At 71.5% G+C, this 26,086-nt stretch carries 13 protein-coding genes; 4 read left to right on the top strand and 9 right to left on the bottom strand.

Annotated elements, in window-relative coordinates:
- Window positions 1-13: 13 nt before the first annotated feature.
- On the bottom strand, window positions 14-3,820 hold the full coding sequence (locus tag VF632_RS18825) for an AAA domain-containing protein (protein WP_331024479.1): 3,807 nt from the start codon (window positions 3,818-3,820) through the stop codon (window positions 14-16).
- A 265-nt stretch (window positions 3,821-4,085) separates the two neighbouring features.
- On the opposite strand from VF632_RS18825, the gene VF632_RS18820 reads away from it, so the two are divergent.
- The 3 genes from VF632_RS18820 (at window position 4,086) to VF632_RS18810 (ending at window position 9,440) form a co-directional block, all read left to right on the top strand.
- Window positions 4,086-7,436: a hypothetical protein gene (locus tag VF632_RS18820; protein ID WP_331024478.1), complete on the top strand. Its 3,351-nt coding sequence runs from the start codon at window positions 4,086-4,088 to the stop codon at window positions 7,434-7,436.
- 318 nt (window positions 7,437-7,754) lie between these two features.
- Window positions 7,755-8,519 carry a hypothetical protein gene (locus tag VF632_RS18815; RefSeq protein ID WP_331024477.1) on the top strand — a complete coding sequence of 255 codons (765 nt, stop codon included), beginning with the start codon at window positions 7,755-7,757 and terminating at the stop codon, window positions 8,517-8,519.
- A gap of 597 nt (window positions 8,520-9,116) precedes the next feature.
- Window positions 9,117-9,440, top strand: a complete 324-nt coding sequence (locus VF632_RS18810; RefSeq protein ID WP_331024476.1) for a hypothetical protein — start codon at window positions 9,117-9,119, stop codon at window positions 9,438-9,440.
- Window positions 9,441-9,617: 177 nt separating this feature from the next.
- On the opposite strand, the gene VF632_RS18805 is transcribed toward VF632_RS18810, so the two are convergent.
- The 3 genes from VF632_RS18805 to VF632_RS18795 are packed head-to-tail and all read right to left on the bottom strand — an operon-like array spanning window position 9,618 to window position 11,594.
- Window positions 9,618-10,667 (bottom strand): hypothetical protein, encoded by a 1,050-nt coding sequence (locus VF632_RS18805; protein WP_331024475.1) that lies wholly within the window; start codon window positions 10,665-10,667, stop codon window positions 9,618-9,620.
- A gap of 16 nt (window positions 10,668-10,683) precedes the next feature.
- A complete protein-coding gene (locus VF632_RS18800; protein WP_331024474.1) occupies window positions 10,684-10,980 on the bottom strand; it encodes a hypothetical protein in 297 nt (98 codons plus the stop codon).
- 38 nt (window positions 10,981-11,018) lie between these two features.
- Window positions 11,019-11,594, bottom strand: a complete 576-nt coding sequence (locus VF632_RS18795; protein WP_331024473.1) for a hypothetical protein — start codon at window positions 11,592-11,594, stop codon at window positions 11,019-11,021.
- 226 nt (window positions 11,595-11,820) lie between these two features.
- Here VF632_RS18795 and VF632_RS18790 point away from each other — a divergent pair, with 226 nt between their 5' ends.
- Window positions 11,821-14,892, top strand: a complete 3,072-nt coding sequence (locus VF632_RS18790; RefSeq protein WP_331024472.1) for a BTAD domain-containing putative transcriptional regulator — start codon at window positions 11,821-11,823, stop codon at window positions 14,890-14,892.
- Here VF632_RS18790 and VF632_RS18785 read toward each other — a convergent pair.
- The 5 genes from VF632_RS18785 to VF632_RS18765 form a co-directional block, all read right to left on the bottom strand.
- Window positions 14,834-15,496 carry a hypothetical protein gene (locus VF632_RS18785; RefSeq protein ID WP_331024471.1) on the bottom strand — a complete coding sequence of 221 codons (663 nt, stop codon included), beginning with the start codon at window positions 15,494-15,496 and terminating at the stop codon, window positions 14,834-14,836. The genes VF632_RS18790 and VF632_RS18785 overlap by 59 nt on opposite strands.
- Window positions 15,497-16,408: 912 nt before the next feature.
- Window positions 16,409-20,644, bottom strand: coding sequence for a hypothetical protein (locus VF632_RS18780; RefSeq protein ID WP_331024470.1), 4,236 nt, complete (start codon window positions 20,642-20,644; stop codon window positions 16,409-16,411).
- 268 nt (window positions 20,645-20,912) lie between these two features.
- Entirely contained in the window at window positions 20,913-21,317 is a 405-nt protein-coding gene (locus VF632_RS18775; protein ID WP_331024469.1) for a hypothetical protein, read from the bottom strand.
- Entirely contained in the window at window positions 21,277-24,690 is a 3,414-nt protein-coding gene (locus VF632_RS18770) for a hypothetical protein (protein WP_331024468.1), read from the bottom strand. Before VF632_RS18770 ends, VF632_RS18775 begins: the two co-directional genes overlap by 41 nt.
- A 132-nt stretch (window positions 24,691-24,822) precedes the next feature.
- Complete coding sequence (locus VF632_RS18765) at window positions 24,823-25,833, bottom strand: hypothetical protein (RefSeq protein WP_331024467.1); 1,011 nt, start codon at window positions 25,831-25,833, stop codon at window positions 24,823-24,825.
- Between the last annotated feature and the right edge of the window lie 253 nt (window positions 25,834-26,086).

Below are 26,086 nucleotides of genomic sequence, written 5' to 3'. Positions count from 1 at the left end.
AGGCCTTCCACGATCATGCCCGCTGGCGGGCCGGCACCTCGCCGGGACGAACCGTCCGGACCACCCGCGACTCGATGTCGGCCAGAAAGCGCTGGATCAACGGTGCGGCCCCGTCCGCGTACACCAGCGAGCGCTCGTACCTGTGGAACGGGCTTTCCTCCCGCCGCGCTGCGGAGAGCCAGTTGAAGGAACCTTCGCAGATCAGCCGGTCATCGACGGTCACCGTCTTGTTGTGAATCCGCCGCACCACCTTGACGGTCGCACCACTCGCCGCCAGCAGTTGCTTCCCTTCCGCCGCCGAGGGCCGGTCCTGGCCGCCCTCCTGGTTCAGCTCGGCGTCGATGTAGCACGTCACCTGTACGCCGCGGGTGACGGCGTCCGCGATCAGCCGCTCCAGCCCTTCCTCGCGGATCGCCCCGGCGCCCACCCAAGGGGAAGTGATGCGGATCGCCTCCGTTGCACCGGCGAAGAAGTCGCGGAGCGCCTCCCGGTGCTCGCCCAGACCGGCGAGCTTCCGCACGGGGCCCAGGTCCGCCGTGGGGCGGACTTCCACGTCCAGGAGCTCGTTGTCACGCGACCGGAACAGGTGGCGCGCGAGCAGGCCCGCCGGCGATGACCCGCGCGGGTCGAAGACACCCATGTCACCGAAGACCAGGAAGCTCTCCCTCGCGCGGGAGACGGCGACGTTCAGCAGCGAGCGGTTCTCCAGCATGTAGCGGCTCCCCCCGTCGGCCTGCGCGTACACGGACGAGAAGACCACCACGTCTCGCTCGTCCCCCTGCAGCGAGTGCACCGTGTCCACCGTGAGGCCCCTGATGCCCCGGACCTCCAGCGCCTTGCCGATCACGCGGGCCTGCGCCTTGAAGGGCGTCACCACCGCCACGACCTGCTCGAGCGGCGGCGGCTCCCGCTCATCCAGCCCCCGGGCGCGCGCGCCGAGCCGGCGCAGCGCGTCGGCGTGGCCGGCGATCCACTGCGCGACCGTCCACGCCTCGAGTTCGTTGGCGCGGCTGGTGCCGGTCCTGCGCGAGGTGCCGGGGACGTGGACGTACCCCATCCGGGGAAGGTCGGGCGGCTCCGCGTCGGCGGGGCGGACGGGGACCAGCCTCCCCCCGTAGCACAGTTCGTTGCAGTAGGCGATGATCGGGGGCGCACAGCGGTAGTGCTCCGTGAGCAGCATTCCACCGTAGGGCAGCCCGGGGATGCGGCGCGGGCTGCGGCGCTGCGCCACGCGCATCGCGCTGCCGGTGGCGGCGGTGATCCCGGCCTCCTGCACCCGGTCCGCGGCCGTCACTCCGGCCGCCAGCCCCGCGTGCCGCAGGTTGCCGATGTCCCCCCACCCGCTCACCCGCGGCACCGGCTGCAGCTGCTCGGTGTCGCCGACCACCAGCGCCCGGCGGGCAAGCGCGAAGGCGGCGCCGGCCAGCTCCGGCGACACCTGCCCCGCCTCGTCGATGATGAGCAGGTCGATTAAGGAGAGCAGCGGCCGCGCGCCGACGTTCTCCCCCGCCCAGTAGCTGAAGAACGAGGGCGCCTTGAAGAGCGTCGACACCATGCAGGGGGTAAGCTTGGCATAACGCCGCCAGCGCTTCTCCTGCTTTTCGAGCGTCTGGCCCGGCCGGTACCCCGACTCGATCTGCTCGCGCATCTCCTCCAGCCACCGCCCCTCCCAGTAGTGCGTCGCGAGCTGGAATGCCCGGACGCGCGTCAGCCGGTCCGCGACCTCCAGCGCGTCGTCCACTGTCGGACGGGGCCGCACCGGCTCGGGAAACGCGGCTGCCTCCGCCTCCCGTTCGGCAACCCAGCGCCGCCACGCAGCTCCCGCTACGCGGATCCGGTCCATCACGGCCTCCAGCATGCTGAGCCGCGCCTCCACCTGAGCGAGGTGCGCCTCGCGCGGGCCCGCGAAACTCTCCAACTCGGCGTACTCATCATCGACGGCGGTCTTCAGCGCGGCGTCGAGCGCTGCCAGCGCCGCTTCCGCTTCGGCCGCAACTTCGGGCAGCCGCTGGCCGATCCACGCGTCCACCTCCGGCGGGTCGCGCACCTCGGGCGGGGGAGAGGCGTCGGCCGATTGGAGGAACCGGCGGATCAGTTTGCGCCGGTGCTCGCGCACGGGCGGAAGCCACGACAGGAGGACGATCCACGCCGGCGTGCTCCGCTCGAAGGCCTCCCAGCCCTCCCGCAGGCCTTTCCACCGCGCTGCCCTCTCGTCCGCCCGCGACTGCACGTCGGCGGCGTCCCCGTCACGCCGGCGCCGCAGATCCGCGACCAGCTCCTCGGTCCAGGCCACGCGCGCGCGGAGGCCCTGCTCCAGGGTCGCCGCTTCCGTCCGCGCGGCCTCGGCGAGGGGGTCCAGGTCGACCGTGTCGAACAGGAGCTCCGCCTCCGCATTGGCGGCCGTCAGCTTCCGGGCCGCGTGCACACCCTCCCGCAGCGTCCCCCGGCACCCGGCCAGCTGGACGTGCAGGTGCGCCACCACGTCCCCCACACTCTTGAACTTCCTCCCGAACGCCTCCCCCGCCCTCTCCAGGTACGCGGCCGACGCGGACGCCACGTAGTCCGCGTTCTCCACCTGGGCGGGGAAGCCCTCCCCGCGCTCCGACGCCACCTGGAAGCGCTCGGCGCCGGCGTCCCTCTTGCTCTGCGCGGCGCAGAAGAGGCCGTAGCTGGCGACGCCGGGAAGCCAGCGCCCGGCGAGCGGGGACGCCTCCTGCTGCGCCTTCCCGAAGCTCTCGATGACGTTCGTGACCGCCTGGTTGTTGGTGGAGACCGCCACGATCACCGGGGGCTCGCCCTCCTCCAGCGCCGCCCGCACCCAGAGCGAGGCCACGACGCTCTGGAGGAGGGTCGTCTTTCCCGTCCCGGGGGGGCCGTTGATCGCCAGCACGTCGCCGTCGGCCAGCGTGAGCGCGTGGTGCAGCGCCTCCCGCTGCGACGGAGCGAGCGGATGGCGGTCGCTCATCTGGCCCAGGTGCAGCGTGTGCGCGTCCAGCCGCGCCAGGGCCTCCATCGGCGCTTCCTGCTCGCGCGGCTCCAGCGCGGCGACGCGCGCCAGCAGCGCCGGGGGCTCCTTCTGGCCGAGGAGGTGCTCGTAGGTGGCGAGGAGCGGCGCCACCATGACGTGCGACGGCACGTGCGGCACCACGAACCCGTTGCGCGTGGGCACGTACGTTCCCTTCACCGCCAGCCCCAGCTCGCCGGGATCGAAGCCGTCCTCCGAGAGCCGCCAACCGGCGTCGTCCGCCACCGCCGCGAGCATCCGCCAGGCGTGGTCCCAGTAGGCGCGCCACCCCGCGGCGGCGTCGGGCGGGTCGTTGGTCGAGAGGAACTGGTCGACGGCGGCGACGCGTCCGACCAGGACGGGAAGCGTGTCCTTTCCCGGCTCCAGCCGGTCGCGGGGGATCCAGGGCGCGCCCTCGCGGGGCGGCGAAAGGGTCCCATCCGCGGCCAGCTCCGCGGGGATGTACAGGGGGACCACGAAATCCTCCGTGGACAGCCGGCGTCCCTGGACCACGGCGCCGCGGGCGACGAGCGGGCAGACGAGGACGGGGCACGTCCCGCTGCCGGCCCGCCCGTCCTCCTCGTTGCCGCGGCGTCCGTCGCGGAAGATCTGCTGGACGCGGGCGGCGTCGGGAACCACGCCGTCGCGGAGCAGCTCGCGCGGGACCGCGTAGGGGCCGTCGTCGGCGCCAAGGTACGGCTTCAGGGCATCCCGCTTGACGTCCTGCCGCGCGCCGTCGGCCAGGCTGGCGCGCCAGTAGGAAACGATGCGGAGCGTTTCGGAAGCTGGAAGGGTCGGGAAAGCCGGGGAGAGCACGTCGAGACTCGGGACGAAAAAGTCGTGTGAGTGGCGACAAGGGAGCGGGAAACATATCAGGCGCGACGCTTACCGCCAATCTACGCGGAGGACGTGTGCCTGGCTGACCCGTTTCCGGTAGGAGGCGAGTCGCCGCCGCTGGGCTCCGCCCTGCCGAAGCAGGACCCGCGACCGCCCGCACCCCGAAGAAGAGGCGAACAAATCGAGCGGCCGCTTGTATGCTACGGACGCCACCGCGGCGACTTCGACCCGGCACCCCGCGATCATGCACGACGACCTCTCCGCGCCCGCTTCGCCCGCTACCGGTTCCGAGATCAACTCGCCGTTCGGCGCGGTCGCGCGTCTCCTCGGACTGCCGGAGCCCGGACTCGGCTTCTCCGTACCGCCGCGCCACCGAGGCGGGATCGAGGCCCGCTCCGGGCTCGCCTTCCAGGACGAAGACGCGCTCCGGCAAATTGGGCGGCTGCTTCGGCAGGACGGGCAGCGTGCCCTGAGCGTCCGTTTGGAAGGTGCCGGCGACACCGACGTGCTGGCCCTCCGCCAGGGTGGCGGCCTGGTCGAAGAGTACCGGCAGGTCAAGGGTCGCCGGGAGGGCCTGGCCAGGTGGTCGCTCGCGGAGCTGGGGAGAGAAGGCGTCTGGTCCGAGTTCATCCGCACGACCACGGCCTTCGTTCAACGTGCGGGGGCCGACCGCTCGCTGCTGCTGGTCTTCGTGACCGACGGGGAGCTCGACACGGCGCTCCAGGCGCTGCGCGACGACCCGGCCGCGTTCCGGAACGGCTCCGCGGCCACCTCGGCCGGGCGGGACGTGACCCGCGGAGCGCTGCTGATGCACTGCGCCCTGGGTCTGCTCTCCCCCCCCGTGGCCGCCCGCATCCAGACGGCTGCAGGGCGCGACCGGCTGCGGCAGCTGTGCGACGACGTCGCCCGGGTCCTCGACCACGCCTGGCTCCGGCGGGACGGGGTGGCGGACGCGGCCGCGGAGTGGCCGGCGGAGGCGGCGGACGCGGTCGCGAGCCTCGCCACGCGGCCGGACGGTCAAGATGGGTCACTGCTCTCCGTCGCGCTGCAGGACGCCGCGCGTCACCTCGACCTCCTGCTGGAGAGCCTCCGGTTCGAGTCGCGGGTGGGACGTTCCGGGGCGGGCGCGGGCGACGACGACGGCGACCTGCCTGCCGGGCAGGCGGAGATGGTGCTGGTGCTGATCGAGGCGGGGCGCCTGGACGCTGCCGCCGCCCGGGAAGCCCTCCGGAAGCTTCGGGTGGCCGTGGCCGACGGCTCGCTCGTGGGCGCCACGCTGGACGAGGGCGCGGTGCGGCGGATCACCGACCTCCCGGCCCCGCTCGAGCTTGAGTCCTTCCCGGACCCGGTCGGCGCGCGAATCAGGCGCGTCGGGACGGAGCCCGCCATCCTGCGCGGCCTCCGCACCCATCGCGCCGTGTGGATCTACGGCCCGCCGCGCGTCGGGAAGACGGAAGCGGTGCGCGCGGCGCTGGAGCGCGGCCGCCTCCAGGAGCGTACCGTCTGGCTACGCCTGTCCGGCGACGGCGCGGACATCGACCGCATCTGGCTCCACCTCGCTTTCTGGATCGGGGAGCGAACCGGAAACCGCGAGCTGTACCGGGCGCTGCGGAGCGGCGGCGTGCACGCGGTCGAGGTCCGGGGACAGATCGCGCGCGCGGGCGGCGTCCTGCGGGCGGTCGTCGTGGCCGACGACGTGAGCCGCATCCCCGCGACTGGACGTGATGCCCTGCTGGCGAGCCTGGAGGAGGCCCGCCTCGGCGGCGCCTGGGTCGTGGCGGTGGCCGAAGACCGGCCCTCCGCCCCGGCCGCCGGGTTCCCCGCGTCGGCGGAACCGGTCGCGATCGAGGGGTTCACCATGGCCGAGGCGCTGCAGTTCTGGCGAGCCCTCGAGAAAGTCCCGTCGAACGACGCCGCGATGGTGGCGGCGATGCAGATCCTCCACCGGACGGCCGGACATCCCGAGATCCTGCGGCTGATCGCCGGTGGACTCCCCGACACCCCGAGCGCGGCGGAACTGGACGCGGTCCGCGATGCCCTTCCCGCCGGAGAAGGGGCCAGCCTGCTCCGCGAGCTTGCCTGGAAGCTCTTTCGCGCGGGCTCCGCCGACGACTTCCAGCGCGGGCTGATCCCGCGTGTGGCGGTCGCCACCCATGAGGTCACCGAAGCGCAGGCGCGGGCGATCGCGGCCGTGGACCCACCCCTCCGCTGGTCGGCGTTCGGGTGGCTCGACCTGAACACGACCCTCCTGGAAGAGGTCCGCCGGGGGCGCTACCGGCTGCCGCCGATCTACCAGGCCGTCGCGCGGATGGCGGTCGCGGGCGACGACGCGCTCAACCGGGCGGTACACCGGGCGTGCGCCGAGACCGTGCTCGAGCACTTCTCCCGCGAGCGCACCATCGACTGGCCGGATCTCTACCAGGTCACGCTCGACTACCTGTTCGCGTTGGAGTGGAAGCAGGCGGCCCTCAACGCGCTGTGGCTGGCGAACTCCGCCCCGCCGATCCCCGCGGCGCAGGAATGCCTCCAGCTCGCGCTCCTCCCCTTCCGCGGGCCCGCGGCCATGACATGCGGCCTGGAGCCCGACCTGCACGTGGCCGTGCTCGGCGCGTCGGTCATGGCCGAGCGCCGGATGGGTGACGCGGCCGGCACGCGCGACGCGCTGGAGGCCATGCGCCGGGTCGCCGCGGCCGGGTCCGGAGAGGCCGGGTACCGCGCCCGCACCGTGGCTGCGCTGTTCACGGCCGTCGACGCGTCGCTCGGCGGCGACCACGACGCCGCCTTCGCCGCCGTCGACCCGGCATGGCGGGAAGCGGCCGAGCACGGCGACACCCTGCAGCTCCGGCTCCTGGGCGACATCCGCCTCTCCGCCGCCGCCTTCGGCGCGACCGGCGCCGGCGTCGTCCTGGAGCAGATCGAGCCCTCGAGCACGCGGGCGAAGCAATCGCATCCCTCGGGGACCTCGGACTCAACGAGTCCACCCCGGGACTGGTCCCGGTCATCTTCTCCCGCGTCAGCCGCGCGGTCCAGGACGACACCCGCCCGGCGCTCATTGAGGCGTATGAGCGATACCTGGGCGCATTTCGCGCGCGCGGCGTGCCGGAGGGGATCGCGGCGGTCGCCCCCAGCCTCTGCGCCCTTCTCTACGACGGGGGCCGCAAGGAGGACGCGGTCGCACTGGCGAGCCAGGTCGCGCGCGAGCTGGCCGAGACGCCCTTCGAGGGCGAGGGCATCCTGCTCCTCGCCGACTTCCACCGGCTGCGGGAGCAGTGGGCCCCGGCCGTGGACGCATACGGGCGGGCCATCCCGCTCCTGCGCGCCGCTGGTTCCCAGTGGCTGCGCGCCGCGCATACGGGTGCCGCGCTGGCCCTTCATCACCACGGCGACCAGCGCCTCGCCGCCTGCCACGCGTTCGCTGCGTGCCGCCTCTTCGCCGCCGAGGAGGACGCGAGCCCGCGCCTGCTTTACGAGGCCCTGGGACGGGCGGCGGTACTGGCATACCGGGCCGCCAAGTACCGGCTTTCGGCCACATGCCTGCCGCGGCTCCTGCGGCTGGCGGAGGATGCGGGCGACGCGAAGCGGAAGCGGCTCGTAGCCATGCTGGCGCGGCAGATCGCCGCGTCGGTTGGCGCGCCAGAGCCCCGTTTCGGCGCCGCGCCCGGCGCACTTTCCGCGCTACCCGCCGAGCTCCCTCCTCCTGACGCGGCGACCGCGCTGGGGGTATACTTCTTCGAACAGACCCTTGCCGATGTCGGATTGCTCGGCGAGCCCGAGAACGTGTCCAACCTCGCGCACCATCTCGTCTTTAACACGCTGGCCATGGTGGGACTGACCCGGCCGGCTCTTCGCGCGGGAAACAAGCCGTCTGGCCGGTCTCGCGCGTCACGAGGCCGAATATCTTCTGGACGTGTTCGTGGCCCGCTTCGGCGCCCTCTGCCCTGAATCACGTAAGGAGTGGACCGCCGAAACCGAGATCGCCCGTGCGGGTCTCGCGATGGCGAACGGCGATCGCCGGGCGGCGGACTGCGCACTCATGGCGGCTTTGAGTTCGGCGGAGGGAACCCGGATCGCGGAGCGGGTGAAGAATCGCGTTGCTCGGCTCCGCGCGTTCGGGAACGGCGGCGGATATGCGCAGGACGCGCTCGAAGCACTCCGGCTGCAGGCCGAGTACGCCGCGCGCTTGGCAAGAGCCGGCGACCGGGCGGAGAATGAGCGCACGGACTTCGGGCGGCGGCTCGTTGCATTCTGGACGGAGACCGTGGATTCGTCGGGCCCTCCGTTCGATGGGCTGGCGCAACTCTTCGCCCGGGATACGGAAGCTGGTGCGGCATTCGGGAGCGCCGCGGCGGATCTGCTCGGGGCCCTCGAGCTGATCGAAGCGCCATGGAACGTGGGTGCTGACCTGGCGGAACGGCTCCTGGAAGACGGGGGAGCCGGCCTGGATGCCGCGCGCCTGGAATGGGTGCTTTCACGGTACGTCGGAGCAGGACTCGAGCGCGCCGTGGCTGCAGGGCTCATGGGGAACGCGCAGTTTGCCCGGCGGGAGTTCGCCTGCATGGCGGAGAAGCTGCGGGCCCACCAGCCCGCCTTGGACGCGGCGGTACGCCGCCTGTTCCCGCGGGACGTGATCGACGGGCTGCTCCGGTTCGGCAAGGACCGAGGCCCGCCAGTCGTGTGAACACACTCCTTGGATCGCCGTCGCTCGACGCGTGCGCGCTTTCAACAGGCCGAACGCGAATCCCCCCCGCCGCGTCGCTGGGGCTTCGAGGATGTTGGTCGGACACGTTCCCCAGCCGTCCAACGCGGCTGGGCGGGCGATGAGGCCGGAAGCGGCGATCAGGGTCGGCAGGAACGGCAGTCGGGCGTCACGTCCATCGCGCGAGGGAATTCACCGCGTCGGCATACGGAAAAGTCGGCGGGTGCGCACGGCGCCCCAACGACCACCCCACGGAGACGGGTGTGCATCCAACCTGCGATCGAGCTGTGTTCCCGCGGGCGCTGCGCAACGGCGGTGGGGTTCTCCCCGTTGGCGAGCCCTGGGGCCACCGCGTGGAGCACGAGTGCACGCTTCGAGCGATTCGCCGGAGTCGATGCCGCCCCAATAGTGGCCGATGCTCGCTTCGCCACGCGGTCGCAGTAAACAAAGTTTCACGAGCAGATGAACAACGATGGTGAAGAACGTAGAAGCGCTGGTCGCCGGGGACGCCAAGGAGTTCGACGGCCGACCGTGGGAGGTGGAGGCGGCAGAACCGCAGCACGGGATGATGCAGGTGCTGTGGAAATCGGCGAGGAGCGCCGGTGGGAGGAATACCTGGAGGGAACCCCGATCGTCGTCACTCCGGCCTCTGCGCTCACGAGAGTCCGGCTGGTCAAGAATGCGTCGGCGCTGGCAATCGGCGACCGGCGCGTCGGAGACGCGGAGCCCCCGTTCGAGGTCGCGGCGATCGAGCACCTGGGCGACAGGGTGCTTGTGGATTGGTCCAACGGCACATCAACCAGGGTACGTGAATATCTCGGATCGGCCGGGGTGCTGGTCGAGGCCATCCTGCCGGGGAGGGGTCCAGGGGACGAGCGGCCCTGTTACGCCCTGGGCCGCTGACCACGGCGCATCGGCGGCCGCACTCGCCCGCCGGGGCATCGCGGCTCGGCGCATCGCCTATCCCCCGCTCGCCCTCCGTGCCCGCCGCACGAGTGGCTGGACCGCCTCCGCGAGCGTGCGAGCCGTTCACCCCCTCTCGCACGCTCGCCGGCAGCACCCATGGAGGATGCCGGATGCCTACAGCCCGGTCCGAAAGGACTTTCCGACGAATACGGAGAACGCCCAGTTCTCCTGGTCCGAAGCCATGTGCGCCGCGGCACCCCCGATCAGCCCGTCGTCGCCGGGGACGAAGTACACGGGGACGTCCAGGCTCCACACGTCGCGGCCGAAGCCATAGGTCACGCGGGGATTCCACGCGAGATTCCGCCGGAAGAAGCCGCGCGTCTGGACCGAGGCCACGCTCCCCTCCTGGCGAGCCGGCTCGCCGAGCGGACCCGTGCGGCAGCGGAGCGCGGCGCCAGCCACCGGTACACACACCTCGGCCTCCGGGGCGGCTTGGAAGGCAACCTCGTACCGGTACTCCACGCCCCAGAGCTGGCTGCCGAAGAAGCGGCCCACGGCCGCGCCGAAGGACCGCGCGTTCGTGCTCCGCGAAGCAGGCGTGTACGTCACCGGGTCGAGGTAGCTCGACTGGCCCGGCGAGGCGGAGAACGATACTTCGTACAGGAGCGGCCGGTCGGTCGCCACCTGCATCACGTACTCGTCCTCCAGGGCGGGATCCACCTTGGTGAAGTCGGTCAGCCTGAACCGAGTGCAGTCATAGCCGATCCGCGGCCCCCGGCCCCGGGCGACCGTGCGCTCGCACCAGGCGCGCTCTTCGGCTGCGGTGCTCGTCCACCGCCACCGGAGCCCGGTAAGCGAGAACGACAGCGTGGCTCCGTCGTTCAGCCCGTCCGGGCCGCCCAGTTCCGTGCGGCCCGCACCCGCGATGGGGGAAGTGACTTCCAGCGTCGCGTACAGGCGTCCGAACACGGGGCTCTGAGGCAGCCGCAGCCCTCCTTCCACCTGCACCTCGGCGTCGGTGCTGGAACCCTTGAGGAACATCTCCGGAAGGCCGCTCCGGAAGGCTGCGGCGGCGGCCGGGGTCACGAGGCGGGTCTGCGCGACCGCGGCCGGGTCCGGTCCCGGAGGGGCGGCCGCGGGGGCCGGCTCCTGCGCCGCGAGTCCGGTCCCGAGGCTCAGCAGGACGCCGAGCAGGGCGTAGCGCGCGTGTACGCTCATTGGCATGGGGATATCTCGTCGGTTAGAGGTCGATTCGGAACGGTTCCTGGCCGGCGGCGCGGCCCTTGGGCGTGGTGCGCTCCCGGGGATCGGGGGCCCATACGGCCTCCGGGGGAGAGGTGATCTCGATCGTGTACTCGGTGTCGGGCTGGCCGCCCTCGGCGCGCCAGCGGAGGACGTAGCTGCCTGCCGGCAGAGTGGTTTCCGCCTGGCCGCCGACCAGGGGCAGTTCCACCCGGCGCTCCGTCTCCTCGGACTCCACGGCGACCGACGTCACGGTCGTCCCCGGAACCTCGAACACCACGGTCAGAGTCTTCACGATTGCCTCCTAGGCGTAACAGGGTGACATTCTGTGGGTCAGCGGACAGGGAAGAGGCGCTCGGCCTGCCGCCCGAGGTGAAGGAGCACGGCGGCTTCCGGCGATGCTCCCGCATCCCTCGCGAGCGCGCCCGGGGTGTCGGCTTGCGCGGCGGCATCCCGTACCGAGGCCGCGAGCTCCTGCCCGTTGCGAGCCGCGTCCTGGGCCTGCTCCGCCCGCTTTTCCTCCGCGGCGGCCCGCCGCGACTCGCTCGCCGCGCGCTTCTCGGCCTGCTCGGCACGGCCCCGGTTTACTTCCCGTCCGAAGAAGAAGCCCGCCGCCGCGAAGGCGATGCTCTCGACGCCGGCGAACAGGTAGGTGAGGCGCAGCCACTCCTGCTCCGTCGCGCCATCCGCGACGTCCTGCCGGAGCGCCAGCACGAACGCCGCATACGCGGCCAGCGCGAGGACGCCCACGAGGTACGGCAGGTACATCGGAAGCAATGGCTGCCGGTCCGCATCGGAATCCGGCCCGGGCGTCACGCCCGGCAGGGCTGCGGGGCCCGGGGCCGCGGGTGCCGCGGGTGCCGCGAGCGGGACCGCTCCGCCGGCCGGCGGCCCTGGTTCTCGGTCCATGTCTCTCTCCTCGGGGAAGGACGGAGTCGTTCCGCCGGGGGGAGTCCCCGGCGGGCGCGGCGGTCCGCGGGACGGCAGGCTTGCGTCCCTTCTCGCCGCGTATGTAACTATCGGATGCGGCCCTCAACCTTCCTGCCCGAAAACTCTCAACCGGCTGTTCCAGCGTGGTATCATGTTCCGATTCAATGTTTTGGGGGGCGCTGCACTGGAAGGTCCGGACGGACCCGTGGGCGGGCGCGCCGCGCACAAGCGGCGCCTCGCCCTGCTTGCTGTCCTGGCCGCGGCGCGCGGCCGGATGGTGGCGCGGGAGCGACTGATCGCTCTGCTCTGGCCCGACACATCCGGGCAGGCGGGCCGCCACAGCCTTTCGGAATCCCTCTCGGTCCTCCGGCGGGAGATCGACGACGAACTCTTTGTCTCCGCCTCGGACGAACTCGGGCTCAATGTGAGCAGGGTCGAGTGCGACGTCGCTCTTTTCGAGGACGCGCTGGATGCCGGCAACCGGGAAGAGGCTGCCGCGCTCTACCGCGGGCCGTTCCTGGACGGCTTCTACGTTTCCGACGCGCCCGACTTCGACCGGTGGGCCGACGCGGAGCGCGACCGGCTGGGGCGGGCGTACGCGCGGGCCCTGGACTCACTCGCGGACGAGGCGCGGAAGAGGGGAGACAGCGCCGCAGCGATCGAGTGGCTGCGCCGGCTGGCGGCGCACGATCCGTACAGCTCCCGGGTGGCGCTCCACCTCCTGAAATCGCTGGAGCAGGCTGGAGAGCGGGAAGCGGCACTCCGCCACGCGGCGGTTCACGCCGCCTTTCTGCGCGAGGAGCTCGGGACCGAGCCGTCACCGGAGCTGCAGGCCCTCGTCGAGCGGCTGCGGCACCCACCAGCCGCCTCCGCATCCCCGCCGCTGGACGGCGAGGCCGCCGGAAACGACCGCGACGGCGGCGCCGAGTTGAGAAGCGTTACCATCGCGAAGGGGAGCCGCGGACAGGGGGAATCCGGGCAACCGGCCGTTCAGGACGCGGCTGACGCGCGGAGCGCCCCCGCCGGGTGCGGAGAGCGACCCACCGGGACTCCGGCTGCCCGTCGGACGGCGGCCGTTCTTTTCGCGGACATCGTGGGATTTACCGCACTCGGCAATGCCGACGCGGAGGCGGCGGCGCGCGTGCTCTCCATTCTGCAGGAAGCGGCGCGTGAGGAGGTCCGCCGCGGGAACGGCCACGTGGTGGAATTCATCGGGGACGGCGTGCTCGCCGAGTTCGCGGAGCCCGTGGCGTGCGCCCGGGCGGCCGGGCGGCTGACCCGGAGGTTCGAGCATCGGACCGGCGCGGCCGGGGCAAGGTCCACCCTCCGCGCCGGCATTCACGTGGGCGAGGTCGCCACGACGGATGACGGCAGCCTCTATGGCGAAGCTGTCAGCCTTGCGCCCCAGCTCCAGGAGCGGGCGGAGCCTGGACACGTCCTTGTTTCGGCCGAGTTGCTCTCCGCGGTCCGGCGCGTGCCCGATTTCCGCTTCGCCAGCCGCGGAACCACGGTCCTGCCGGGACGAGTCTCGCCGGTTGCAACGTTCGACCTGCACCTGGCCCGGCGATCCGGCCGGGTACCGCCCGCGCGGGCGGACCGGCCCGGCGTACCCGTGCGCCGGACGTGGGCGGTCCTGGCCATCGCGATCGCAGCCGCCCTCGTGTCCGGGTCGATCGGCCTCCTTCGGGCGCGGAGCGGCCCTCCAGAGGCGCAGCGCCTCCCGGCGAACCGGGTCGCCGTCTTCTATTTCCAGGACCAGTCGCCCGGGAGGGAGCTGGAGCATGTTGCGCGCGGACTCACCGACCAGCTCATCCACGAGCTGAGCCAGGTCGGCGTGCTGGACGTCGTCCCGCCAAGCGGGGTCCGGCGGTTCAGGGAGAGCCGCCTGCCCATGGACAGCGTGGCCGCGGAGCTCGGGGCGGGAACCCTGCTCGAGGGGAGCCTTCACCGCTCCGGGGATCGCATTCGCCTGTACCTGCACTTCGTGGACGTTTCGTCCGGCGAGCGCCTGCGGAGCGCGGTCCTGAACGCGACGATGGACGATCCGTTCGTCCTGGAGGAGAGGCTCGCGCGCGAGGCCTCACGCTTTCTGCGCTGGCGCCTCGGGCGGTCCCTGGAGGTCCGCGTGCACAGCACCGGGACCCGCAGCGCCCGCGCCCGGGACCTGCTGCTCAGGGCCGAACAGCTGCGCGAGGAAGCCGACTCCCTCCTGAAGGGAAGGGACCCGGTTCAGGTAGCACTCGGAAAGCGGCAGCTGGCCTACGCGGACTCCTTGCTGGTCAAGGCGGAGCAGGCCGACCCCGGCTGGAGTGCTCCCGCCGCGCTCCGTGGATCCGTAATGCTGAGGCTCGCATCCGCATCGGCGCTCCCCGAAGAGCGTCGGCTGCTCGCCGAGGCACGCGCCCGCGTCGACCGTGCGCTGCGGCTTCGGCCCGGTGACGCAGGCGCGCTGGAGACGAGGGGAACCATCTTCTGGACGCAGAGCCTCTTCCACCAGCGAGCCGACTCCGCGGAAGCCCTCGTGGACGCCGCGGTAGCGGATCTGCGGGCGGCGGTGGATACCGATCCCCTTCGAGCGGGCGCTTGGAGCACCCTCAGCCAGGTACTGCGGTTCCAGGGCGACCACGAAGGGGCCTACTTCGCGGCGCACCGCGCATTCCGAGCGGATGCGTATCTTCTGAGGGCGGATGAGGTGCGATATCGGCTGTTCCGCAGCGCGGTCGCGTTCGGACGCTTCGACCTGGCTGAAGAGCAGTGTGCGGCTGGCGCGAACGAGTTCCCGGGCGACTGGCGGTTCGTGGAGTGCCGGCTCGTGATCATGGCCCGAACCGATACCGGCGCGGTGGAGGTCGCCCGGGCGGAGCGCCTGCTCGCGGACGTGAACGCGGCGCACCCTCCCCCTGTGGCACGGGCAGCGGGTAGCGACTACCTCCCCGTCTACCGGCAGATGCTCTTCGCCGCCGTACTCGCCAGGGCCGGAGCGCATGAGCGCGCCCGCTCCACACTGGAGCGGGCGCGGGCGGAGGTCGCGGCCCATGTCGAGCTGCGGGCATCATTCGCGTATGACGAGGCTCACGTACGCCTGTTTCTCGGAGATCGCCCGGGCGCGGTCCGCGCACTCGCCGAGCTCGTCAGAATCCAGCCGTTCATGCGGCGCTTCGTCGCGAACGACCATTTGTTCCGGACGCTCGAACGCGAGCCCGCGTTCCAGTCGAGCTTCACACCGGGAGGAAGTCCACCGGGTTTTCGGATGAGTTCCCGGCGCTCCGGACGATGAGGTGCAGCCCCAGGCCTTCGCTTCCCGTCAGCCTGATCACCTGCGGAGTGCTGTCCGCGCTCACCATTTCGCTGCTCGGGATATGGATGCCGCCGAAGGTACGGCTCTCCACGAACTCCTTCCGCACATCCATCGCCTCCTCCAGTGACGCGATCCCCGTGTAGTAGGGCACGACGAACTTGTCCAGGGCGGAGAGTGTCCAGAAGATGCAGTCGCATTCCGTCCCCGCGAGCCGCACCTGCTCGTCGTTGCTCAAGGTGATGAGCACCTCCTTCACCGTTGCGCGCGGTGCGTAGTTCGGATCCCGCTCGGTGTGGAACGGTCCGAAGATGCGGAACTTGCTCCACTCCGTCCCGGAGCCGCGCCGGTCCCACGCCTCTCGCGCGGAGCGGAACGGCCCGAACACCTTGTGCCCCCGGGGTGGGTTCGGCCCGCGCGCGAGGCTGGCAATGAACCAGACCGGCTCACCGGTCCGGTAACCGTCCGCCGCTTCCGTCAGTCGCGAGAGCAGCGCCGCAGAGACCTGTTCCGGCGAGTCTGGCGTCCAGATGTACTGCTTCCACGGATCCGGCGCCGTGCTCGAGCCGAGCGTTGCGTCTGTCATCCTGTGCCTCCGTCGTCCAGGGCGAAAGGTCGCAGCCAGTGGAGAACCCGCGGGCTGCCCAAGATGGCGACGCGCCCGAACGGGATCCCGCCAATGGGCGGCATCTGCCGGTCATCAGACAGATGAGCTGTCCCCGGCACGGATCGCGCGGCCACCATCCAGCGGAAGAATAGGGCGGGACCCTCAACCATTGTCGAAGAAAACCATCAACCAGCGCCTGAATCTCGGGATGTGAGCCGTACGGACCTACGCTCCGCCGGCTCCGGAACTGGCATTCGGAGTGGGTCGCGAGCGATCCCGAGAGGCGCCTCGGCGGCCGAGTCGAGCAGCTCGTCGACCTGGTCCAGCCCGAGGGACCGGGATCGCGCCCGCGCGGGTATCCTCCGGGCGCTGGAATCCGTGCGGGTGATCGCCGTCCGTCGGGCTGAGAGAACGCCGACCTACGTCAGCCCCGATCAGGCCCCAGGAACCCGGGGGCAGCCCGGCGGTCCCCGGCTACACCCGATGCCGGTGTGGCGCCATCGTGCCTTGGGGGAGCTACCTTCGGCACCAGGAAAAGCACGGGGGCGCAGCGTAGGGCGTCCGACGGTGCCGGTTCGGAGGCAACCGTGCTTCCATTTGCGTTCGTGAGTGGCCTGAGTCGTCCAGTAGGACCGACAGCGACACCCACAGCCGCCGCGGGCTGGGCGCCGCCCGCTGCCCGCGGCGGAACAGGAGCTCCCAGCACTCGACGCTGGTTGATGTTCCTCGCGTGTTTGCTGAACCGTCCAGTCCATCCGTATCTACGGCGTGGGCACAAAAACCCAACCGTTCTGCAAACGAACCGCGCCTCCGGCGAGCAGCGCCCGCGCAACGGGCCCGGTCCAGACGAGTGGTAGAACATCGCCCCCGATCTCGCGGGATCACGCGTGCCTATCCCTGCCGCCCGCGAAGCCATTCGCGGGTTCCCGCCTCCACGGGAGTTCCAAGCCCGTCTGCCACGGCCGTGAGAAGGCGCTGGAGCCGCCAGCGCGAGGGCTCACCAGACACGTCGGCCAGGGAACGCTCGAGATGAGCCGGCGCCCGGAACCTGAAACGGGACCGCGCCAGCGCCGCATCCCAGTACGCCTGAAAGAACGGCACGGCGCATTCGTCGTAAACACCACGGTGCTCGCCGAACACCTGGGTGAGGTACCTCGCGAACCGGAGGTGCCACGCCAGCGCCATCTCCGGGCTCACCCCCGCCTGCACCGTCGCCCCGATGTACCCGACGCAGCGCAGGGCGTTGTTCATCAGTGGGCTCGGGAAGATGCCGCTTTCGCCCGCCTGCGCGATGGCGTTCGCCGCCGCTCCGTCCCGGAACGCCCGGAGGAACAGCTCGCCGGCCGCGCGCCACAACTGCGGGACCTCGGCGTTCTCCGCGATGTGCTCACACGCGGCCGCCGCGGCCTCCGCGAGCGCGCCTGCATGCTCCGGATCGCGCAGGTGCACGCCGCCTATCCGGAGGGCGGCCCCGATGAGCACCAGGCCGGCCAGGTAGGCTTCTGCCTCCAGCCGCGCCGCCCGCGCGCGCTCCTCCGCCGATCCCGCCTGCTCTTCGAGCCGGGCGACCCAGAGCGGCGCAGCTTCCCGGGCGAGCGCGACCGCATCATCGAATCGGTCCTCCAGCAAGGCACCGGCGAAGAGACACGCAAGGCATTCCCCGAGCGCCAACGCCGCGCCCGCATCGCGCGCGATCACCGCACCCCTGCGAGCCCACTCCTGGGCGGCCCTGTACTCGCCGACCGCCTCCCCGAGCATTGCGAGGTTTGCCAGGGTCAGCGCGACCCTGGTTTCGCTGTACAATGCCGCCGCGGCGACCCCGTAGTTCAGGAACACCCCCCGCGCGGGAGGAGCGTAGGGCTCGCCGGAGCGGAGCTGCCCCGGAAGCTCTTCCGTGCTCGCGACGATCGCGCAGTAGTAGAGATGGTGACCGAAGACCGCCGTGAGCGCGCGCCACTCGTCGCCTTTCTCGGGTGCCGCCAGGTGCCGCTCCAGCGCCTCGGTCCAGGCGTAGAAGCTCGCGCGGCGATTTCCGGCCAGCCATTCGGCAATCGCCAACTCGCCGAGCGTCCGCACCGTGGCGAGCGGGTCAACCCGTCCGGTACCCAGCGCTTCCTCGGCGGCCTCCCGGGAGAGAGCGGCGGCGCGCGCGGGATCGTCTTCTCCGACCAGCTGTGCGAGTCGGAGCGTGGCGCGCGCCGACTCATAGGGAAAGACGCGCGTACCGGCCGCGCGCGCCTCTTCGAGACGCGCGGCAGCTTCCGCCCGGCGGCCCGCAAGCCTCAGGGAGATCCCGAGGCCGTCCAGCAGGAGGAAACGGATCTCCGCATCCTCCCCCGCTTCTGCGAGCGCGGCTTCACCCTCCCGGGTGGCGCCCGGCGCGTCGGAGAGCTCCTCGGCCAGGACGATCATCCGCGAGCGCACGGCCCCCGCCCACAGGAGCCCGCATCCCACCGCGCGGGCGCGCGCCGCCATTTCGGCCGTCCGTTCCGCCACCGCGCGCCAGTCCCGCTGGTCCTCGGTCTTCCGGTGCTCAAGCATCAGGAACCGGTTGGCCACGAAGAACAGGCTCTGTCTCGCGACCTTGGTACGCACCGCCTCCTCCCGCAGGTCGGGCGGGAGCGCCTCGAGCATCGCGAACCACTCGCGCATCCCCTCGGCCGAGTCGATCGCCTCGGCGGCCCCCCACACCAGCGTCCCCAAATCGGAGGGTACGGGCATCTCCATTCCGGGCGGCAGGCTCTCCCGGGCGCGCGGGAACCAGCCGAGGGCCTCGATCATGTACCGCCCCGACCGGCGCACGTCGCCTTTCGCGAAGGCCGCGGCGGCGACCACGAGTGCACCGAACACCTGCAGCGCATCGGCCGGCTCCGCCTGGGCCAGCAGGTTCTGGAGATCCTGCTCCAGGTAGGCGATGTCCCGCCCACGACGGTGTCGAACCGCGATCTGTGACGCGCGCACATTTAGCCGCAGCGCGAGCGGCATCTGCTCGGGCAGGGCCACGTCGATCCAGACGGACAGCAAACCGCTGTCCGGAAGATCAGCATTCGAGGCGTTCAGGGCGGCAAGCGCGCGCAGCAGAAGCAAGGCCGCGCTGACGTGGTCATCTCCACTGATGAAGTGGACCAGCGCCTGCACGGCCTGGCGCGAATCGATCTGGGGGCGACCTACCAGGCGCCACGCCAAGGCGAGATGACAGGCACGGGCGGTATCCCGCCGGAGGTCAGCGGTGCCGAGGGCGCGCACCAGCGGAGATACGGCGTAGCGGTCGTGCGTCTCGCGCTGAACCCAGAGCCCCTGCAGGCGGGTGAGCCGCTCCCTCGGTCTTGCGACAGCCGGCTCCTGCTCGGCGAGAAGCAGCACCTCCTCAAGCCCGAAGGCACCGAAGAGGGTGTTCAGGCGGTACAGCATCTCGCGCGAGTCGGCGTCCTCGATGGTGCCGATCAGCCGTTCCATCGTCTGGTCGTTGACGTCCACAGCGTACTCGGTGCGCAGCAGCCGGCCGAGGTCCTCTTCCGAGAGCACCCAGCCGTGCTCCGCGAGGTAGACGGCCACCCCCTGCAGCAGCGTCGGATGGCCGTGCGCGAGCGTGTTGAGTACCTCCACGGCGCGCGGCTCCAGCGCGCCGCCGTGCGCGCGAAACACCTCTCCGGCTTCCGTGTCCGTGAAAGCCGGCGCCTCCTGGACGTGCACGGCTCCCGGCGGCATGCGGGCGAGAAGCCCGGGCGGCGGGGGGAAGGCGCTGGTCGAGACGACCCGGCCGCCGCGCTCCGCCGCCGCCGCGACTAGGTGGGCCAGCCGGCTGGCGAGCTCGTCCCCGTCTGCCAGGCGCGGAACGTCGTCCAGCACCAGCCAGCGGTCCGGCCCCAGCCGCTCGAAGAGGGCCCGGTACCGTCCACGCAGCTGCCCAGGCACGGGACGGGGATCCAGGGCCTCCACCGCAGCGTCCAGAAGCATGGCGGCCTGCTCCGTGGTGAGGTCGCGCAGCCGCACCCAGACGGTCTCCACTCCCATGGCTTGGGCGAGGAGGAGGACGAGTTCGCTCTTTCCCAGACCGGAGGTGCCGTGAAGGGCGACCCACGCGTGCCGCTCGACATCGGGTTGCAGGGCAGCGACGGTCTCGGCGCGCGTGGCGAGCCGGGCCACGTGCGGCGGCGGCTCGAGCGTGGGCACCGACACGCGGTACTCGACGGCGGCGGTGATCCCCCTCCGGCGGGTCAGCTCCTCTACGTCGGCCCGGGTCTCGGCGACCATGAAGTCGAGCCGGTCCACGCGGTCTTCGAGCACGGCGACCCGCGCCTCCACGGCCGAAAGGAGCGGGACGAGTTCCGCCAGCAGCCGGCGGTCGTGTTCCGCCAGGGCGGGGGCGCGCAGCTGCTCCGCCAGCGCCTCCACGGTCAGGCGCTTCACGCCGGGCAGCGACAGGAGCTTGAAGACGTAGAGGAAGAGCCGCTGGTAGAGCGCTTCCGCCGTCCGATCGTCATCCGCGTGCCCCCGCTCGATCAATAGGCCGCGGATCTCGGGGCCGAGGGAGTCCGCGTCGGGGGCGCCCGTCGCCCACTCCACCGCGTCCACGAAGGCCCGGAGTTCTTCCGTGCTGCAGGTGCGCACCCACTCCTGGTACGGGGTCCATACGTCCTCGCGGACGCCGTCCGGCCGAACGTCGGTCTTCAGCAGCGCGCGGATCGCTTCCACGAGCGCACCCTCGCCGTCCGCCCAGGCGCCCGCGCGCAGCCGCTGCCAGGCGGTGATCCCCGCCACGCCCCCGGGGACGGGGGTGTCCGCCTCGCGCGCGATCCCCGTGTTCGTCGTAAACCGCAGGAGGAGGGACAGCTCCCGGTTGGCTACCTGGTGCTGGCAAAAGTGAGCCAGGGAAGCCCGGACCGACGGCGACCGCAGGGACAGGTTCGCTTCCCGGTGCCTGATCTGCTCGAGGACGCGGTCGCGCTCGTCGGGAGCCATGCGCAGGCTGTTCGCAACGAGATCGATGTCCTCGCCGCGCTCCAACTCGAGCACCTGGCCGGGACGGAGTCCGAACCAGCGCTTGATCGTAGTCTCCGCCTGGTAGACGAACCCGCGGATCGTGCCCCAGGCGTCCTGGTCGCGCGGCGGAACGAATTCAGGCATCGGTGCTGCTCTGCATCACGGCGGACACGGGCTGGATCGGCCTATGGCGCAGGATCCGGGGTGGACCTTTCGAAGGCCGGGCGACGGGCGCGAAGACCATGCCGCCGCGGGACGCGGCGCACGAGGACGACCGGGGCCCACGGCGCGGCAGCCGCGGGCCCGTTTCTTCGTCAGCTCCGGCCCCTCACCTGTACGAACGACCGCTCCCCGCACGCGCCCGGCCCGGTTGAACTCGCTGGCTCCTTGTCGCGCCGGCAGTCGGGGCACATCAACGCGTCTTCGCCACCAGCGGATCGCCGTAGACGGTCATCGCCAGGCACCGCTTGGGGTTCCAGCCGAATTCCGCCCGCGCCGCGGTGTTCGCCGCGAAGCACGCATCGATCACGGGCGTACCCCGTTCCCACTCGGCAAGGAAGCCCGGCAGCCAGACCCCCGGAACGCTTACCTCGAGCGGCCACGTCGGCGCGACCACCGCCCGACACCCGCTGGTGAGAAGGCGCTTCGCCATGCCCAGCACGGCGCTGGAGCCCGGGTGTTTGTCGATGCGCCCACCGGAGCACACGAACAGCACCACGGTGCCCACGCCCCCCAGGCTGCCGGCAAGTGCGGCAGGGGTGATCTTCACGTCCGAGTCATCGGCCACTACCCGAAAAAACCGCTTCTCCTCGGTCACGCCACCATGCGCGGCGACGATCGCCAGGTCGGCGCCCGCGGCGCCCACCGGGAGCGAGGTAGCGCTCGACAGAGCGAGTCCCGTGCTGCGCCAGCGTGGCTTCGAGCTCTCCGGCGACGACGTTCAGGGGGTCGAGGGGGTCCTCGGAACCTTCCAGGGGGATCCACGCGAGCCGTCGCCCGTCGCCCGTGAAGGGGTTCCTCCGCGCGGACTCGAGCCAGGTAAGCGACGGCGCCGCGGCCAGGCGCCGGGTCCACCCCGCGAACTCGTCCTGAACGTGAAGGAGGTTGGGCGGGAAGCGCTGCAGGTCGGTGCTCGCCACGATCACCGCGCGCTCGGGCATCTCGGTGACTCCGATTCGCCCGGTGCTGGTGAAAAACTCGTTGCTGTCGCGGACGGCGGCGTACTCGTACGGGTACTTCGCGGACCATTCCGACAGGCGGTCGGCTGAGAAGGTGTCCTCCTCCTCCGCCACGGGCCGCTGGAGCTCCCCGTCCATGGCCGTCACACGGATCAGGCGGTCCTTCGCAAGTCCCATCGCCAGGACAGCGAGGTCAGCGCGGGCGATCACCCCCGCCGCCCGGGCGGGCCCGTCGGCGGAGCCGATCAGCCGCTCGCCCGCGGGCCCCTCCTCGCTGTCGCCGGCAAGCGGGCTGGCGCGGTCGGCGAGCACTTCGATGGCGTATGCGGCCGCGACCGCGTCCACCGCCCCCTCGCCCGCCAGGAGGCGCTCGGCCAGCGGGAGGAGCTGCCGTATGTCGTACCCGACGTCTTCGCTGTACCGGGCCCGCTCGATTCCGCGGGCGATCTCCACGAAGCTCCGGAGGTCCGGCGCCGAGGCGGCCTCCAGTTCGATCAACCCCCTGAGCCGCCCGTCCAGCCCCTGGAGGGCCTGTTCCAGCAGCGGCCGGGCATCAGCCGGTGCCTCCACCCCCTGTTCAGCGCACAGGCGCAGCGCCGAGGCGAGGAGCGACGTGGCCGGAGCGGACTCGTCCCTGGATTCGAGCACCCGGCGCAGGTTGTCGTGCGCGCGCCCTGTGATGGCGCGAAGGCGCTCCGCGTCACGTACATCTTCGAAGAGGTACTCCCACACCTCCACCTGGAGCGCCCCCGTTTCGAGGCGGGAGCCGAACCGGACTTCCAGGCCGAGGTGCTGGAGGGCCAGGCGGCCCGTGTCGAGGAACGGACGTGCGAACTGCAGGAGCCCGGTTTCGCGAAGGAGCCGGTACGCCAGCTGGCTCTCGTGCCACACGTCCTCCCACGTCGTCTCGTCATGGGCGGCGAACGCACAGAAGATTCCAAGCATCGCCTCCTGGATGTGCCCGGTGCGCGCGTAGATCTCGGCGAACGCGGTCCACGCCAGCCGCGCCCGGAACGGATCGTCGCCAGCGAGGGCCAGCACCTGTTCCGCCCAGTCGCGGGCGTACTGGTGGGAGCCGTTCTGCGCGAGCCGCATGCCCACCTGCCGGATGACGAGCAGGTCCTCATCGGGCGTGCTCGTCACGGGCGCGGTCGCCGCGACCATCGCCACCGCAGCGTTGAGCGGCCTCCTGTCCGTGCCGCCGAACTCCTCGGCGAACTGCTCAGCCGCCCCCCTGACGGCGGCGAATGCCTGGTCGGCAGGGATGCCCAGGAGGTCAGCGGGGATGGGCTGGGAGCCGATCATCATAGGGGATCTCGCCTTGAGCCACTGGTACCCGCGATGGAGGAAGCCCGAAACCGCCTCCTCCGCGAGTGACGGGTCCAGCGGGACGCGACGCCTTGTCTCCCCCATCCGCACGGGCCGTCCGGCGACCGTACCGAGTACAAGCGCGAGCAGGCCGATCCCCCGGAGGCCGAAAACTTCCGGCCCGATGATTTGCAGCAGACGGAAGCGGAGGGATGCGTCGGTCGGCCGGGCCGAAAGGGGCTCGATCACCCTCTCGAGCGCATAGGCGATCGCTTCATCAATGATCGGAACTCCCCGGAGCGCGCTCCGCTCCAGCACTTCGAGCACGGCGAACGCGTCGGCGCGGTCGATCAGGTGCGGCGCAGGTTCCAGAAGCAGGAGCGCGAGCGCCTCTTCTCCACTCCCCTCTTCGGCGAGTCTCGCGGCCGCCAGCCGCCGCGCGTCGCCGGCCCGCGCCGGGAGCCGCTCCGACACGGCGTCGATGAGCGTCCGGGCGTCAACCGGGGTGTCCTCTTCGAGGTCCGACAGCATCGTCCAGAAGGCGGCCCGTTCGACGATCTCGGCTTCCTGATCGCCTTCCAGCATCTGCGCCGCTTCGCGATAGCGGTGCTGCGCCGCCAGCCTCGCGGCGCGGTGTCGGCGGAGCACGGGCGAGTCCGGGTTCGCGGCCTCGAGCGCGGCCTGTGCCCGCCTGACCAGTTCCGCGTGGCGGAGTCGGCCGGCAACCTGGAGCGCCAGTTCGAGCGCTGCCGGCCGGTGCAGCCGCTCGAGCGAGCCGGACAGCAACTCGGTCGCTACGTCGTCAGCGTCCGACTCTTCCGCGAGGACGGCGACCTGAAGCGCCTGCTCGGCTTCCAGATCGGGCAGCAGGTCGCGGTTGGCTTCCAGCCCGGCGCGCACCGCGGGCCGGTTGCCGGCGTCGCCGTACAACTGCAGCCGGAGCAGCGACTTGTCGCGCTCCGACAACGTGGGCTCCGCATTGAGCTCAACGAGAGCCGTGTCCAGGTCCGCTTCGGCTGCAAGCGTCCGCCACCGCTGGATCGCTTCCCTGGGGAGAGATCGTGCCTGCGTCTCTTCGAACGAGATCACGGCCGTGTTCTCGACCGTGAGAAGAAGATCGGATAGCGCCTTGCGCTCTGGAAGCGCCTCCTCGACATCCAGCACCACATAGCACCCGACCGCCGCGGCCTGCTCGCGCAGTTCCCCCATCAGTGCATGGAGGTGAGGTGCCCATTCGTCTCCCGGCATTGGGTCGGCCGGAGTATCGCGCTCCACCTGGGAGGAGCGGTAGACGGAGGCCCGCCCCACGACCAGCACCGCCTCCCCGCCCGCCTCCCCGATCAGCCGGGAAACGCCATCCACGTCGTACGACTCCGGAATGACGATCCGCACCCGCTCCAACAGACCGTCGAGCTGCGTAGGCGTGGGCGGTGCGCCCCGCGAACGCTCCCAGACCGTGCCGAGCCGCGTCCTCACGCTAGCGAGGAGGGCGCCCTCCTCGGCCGGGTCCGGCCAAACGAGCCAAATCTGGCTGGAGGCCGGAGCCTGCCCATCGTTCGCGGCGCGAAACACCGCTGCATAGTCACACATCCGGGCGAGAGCCCCGTCCCCGGGCACCAGGAAGAGGTCGATACCGCCCCACACCAGTGGAGTTTTCCGATAGTACCCAATGAGGGCATTGAGGAACGTTTCGCTGCGATCCATGAACGTCGCTATATGATGGGGGCTCAGAAGAACTGATCGGTCGGCTCCATGAGCCGTGTCGGCGACCAATCAGCGGTCGGCGCTCCCGCTCAGGGCAGTCGTCAGCCGCTCTTTTCGCGATGCCGACCTCGCTCACGGTCGAGAGAAATAGCACCGCGCAGCAGAAACGTACGGCGGCGGCTGAGGGAGCGTTTCAGCCCCGGAGGTGAATGGTGAACGGGAGAACGAGGGCCCACGGCATCCGCCGCGGGCCCTCTTCGTGTTTTTCCGGCTCCCCGCCCCGCGCCGGCGGGCGCGGGCAAGGGAAGAACCGAGAAGGGCGAAATCTCTGTCCTTCTCTCGAACTTCCCCACGGAGGTAGCGATGCCAGCTTCCGCGCCCGCCGCGCAAAGCCCCGGGTCCCCCGCGACGACGCCCCGGATCCGGTCCCTCCAGCTCGGCGAGCTGGAGCGGGTGGCGGCGAAGTACGGGTTCGACCCGATCCCCAACGAACTGCCGCAGGAGCCAGAGCCCGAGCCCGCCGAGGCCGTCCTCCGGCGCCACCTCGCCCACCTGCGGCTCACGGGGAGCGTCCTGGACCCGCTCCATCGGCCCCGGCCGCGGCTCGCCGAGCTGGTCGCGCTGGACCGCGTCCCGCTGCAGGTCGAGATGCTGGACCGCTACCCGCCGCTGCAGCACTGCATCCTCTGCACACAGACGAAGGGCGAGACCTACACCATCTGCGCTGGATGCTACACCACGCAGATGCGCTTCATCGAGCGGATGCTGCTGGAGATCCGGCCGGACATCGACGAAGACTCGCTCAGGCGGCATCAGGCGCTGGACCACGCCGACTACGTGCGTGCCATCCGACGCACGCCGCGGCTGGAACCGAAGCGCCGCGCCCGCCCGGAGCCGGGTATCGAGGCGGTGCGGCGCACCGCGCGGCGCGCGGTGGTGGCGGCCGAGCGGGCGGCACGCCTGGACGCGCTTCGCGCCATGGCGGCGGAAGAGGGGCTCCCTCCCGCCGAGCGCCGCCGGCGGACGGTGCATCTGCGCGCCGCCGAAGCGGCCGCCGAGCGTGCCGCCCGCCTCGACGCGCTCCGCGCATGGGCGGCGGAAACGGGACTCACGCCCGCCGAGCGCCGGCAGCGGCTGGAGCACGTCCGCACGCTGGAGGACGCCGAGACGTGGCACCCGCGGGCCTGGCTGCGCGCCCTCGCGGCGAGCCCGCTCGAGGACACCTGGCTCGCCCTGCTGGCGGGCGGCCACGCCGCCGAGGAAGAGCGGGAGCCGGACGACGACTACCCCGTCGAGTGGCAGGACGAGGACTGGCTCGCCGCACCGGACCGCGTCGACTTCCTGGAGGAGACCGCCTCGCCGCTCATCCCCCGCCCCAACACGGCGGCCGGAGGAC

The organism is Longimicrobium sp. (assembly GCF_036388275.1).
In the GTDB taxonomy this organism is placed as follows: domain Bacteria; phylum Gemmatimonadota; class Gemmatimonadetes; order Longimicrobiales; family Longimicrobiaceae; genus Longimicrobium.
This window is presented reverse-complemented; position numbering and strand designations above follow the sequence as displayed.

What these genes read in the sequence shown, in the direction of transcription:
- VF632_RS18785 (WP_331024471.1), bottom strand. Translation starts at nt 15,496, where the DNA reads ATGACAGACGCAACGCTCGGCTCGAGCACGGCGCCGGATCCGTGGAAG.
- VF632_RS18820 (WP_331024478.1), top strand. Translation starts at nt 4,086, where the DNA reads ATGCACGACGACCTCTCCGCGCCCGCTTCGCCCGCTACCGGTTCCGAG.
- VF632_RS18795 (WP_331024473.1), bottom strand. Translation starts at nt 11,594, where the DNA reads ATGGACCGAGAACCAGGGCCGCCGGCCGGCGGAGCGGTCCCGCTCGCG.
- VF632_RS18805 (WP_331024475.1), bottom strand. Translation starts at nt 10,667, where the DNA reads ATGCCAATGAGCGTACACGCGCGCTACGCCCTGCTCGGCGTCCTGCTG.
- VF632_RS18770 (WP_331024468.1), bottom strand. Translation starts at nt 24,690, where the DNA reads ATGGATCGCAGCGAAACGTTCCTCAATGCCCTCATTGGGTACTATCGG.
- VF632_RS18780 (WP_331024470.1), bottom strand. Translation starts at nt 20,644, where the DNA reads ATGCCTGAATTCGTTCCGCCGCGCGACCAGGACGCCTGGGGCACGATC.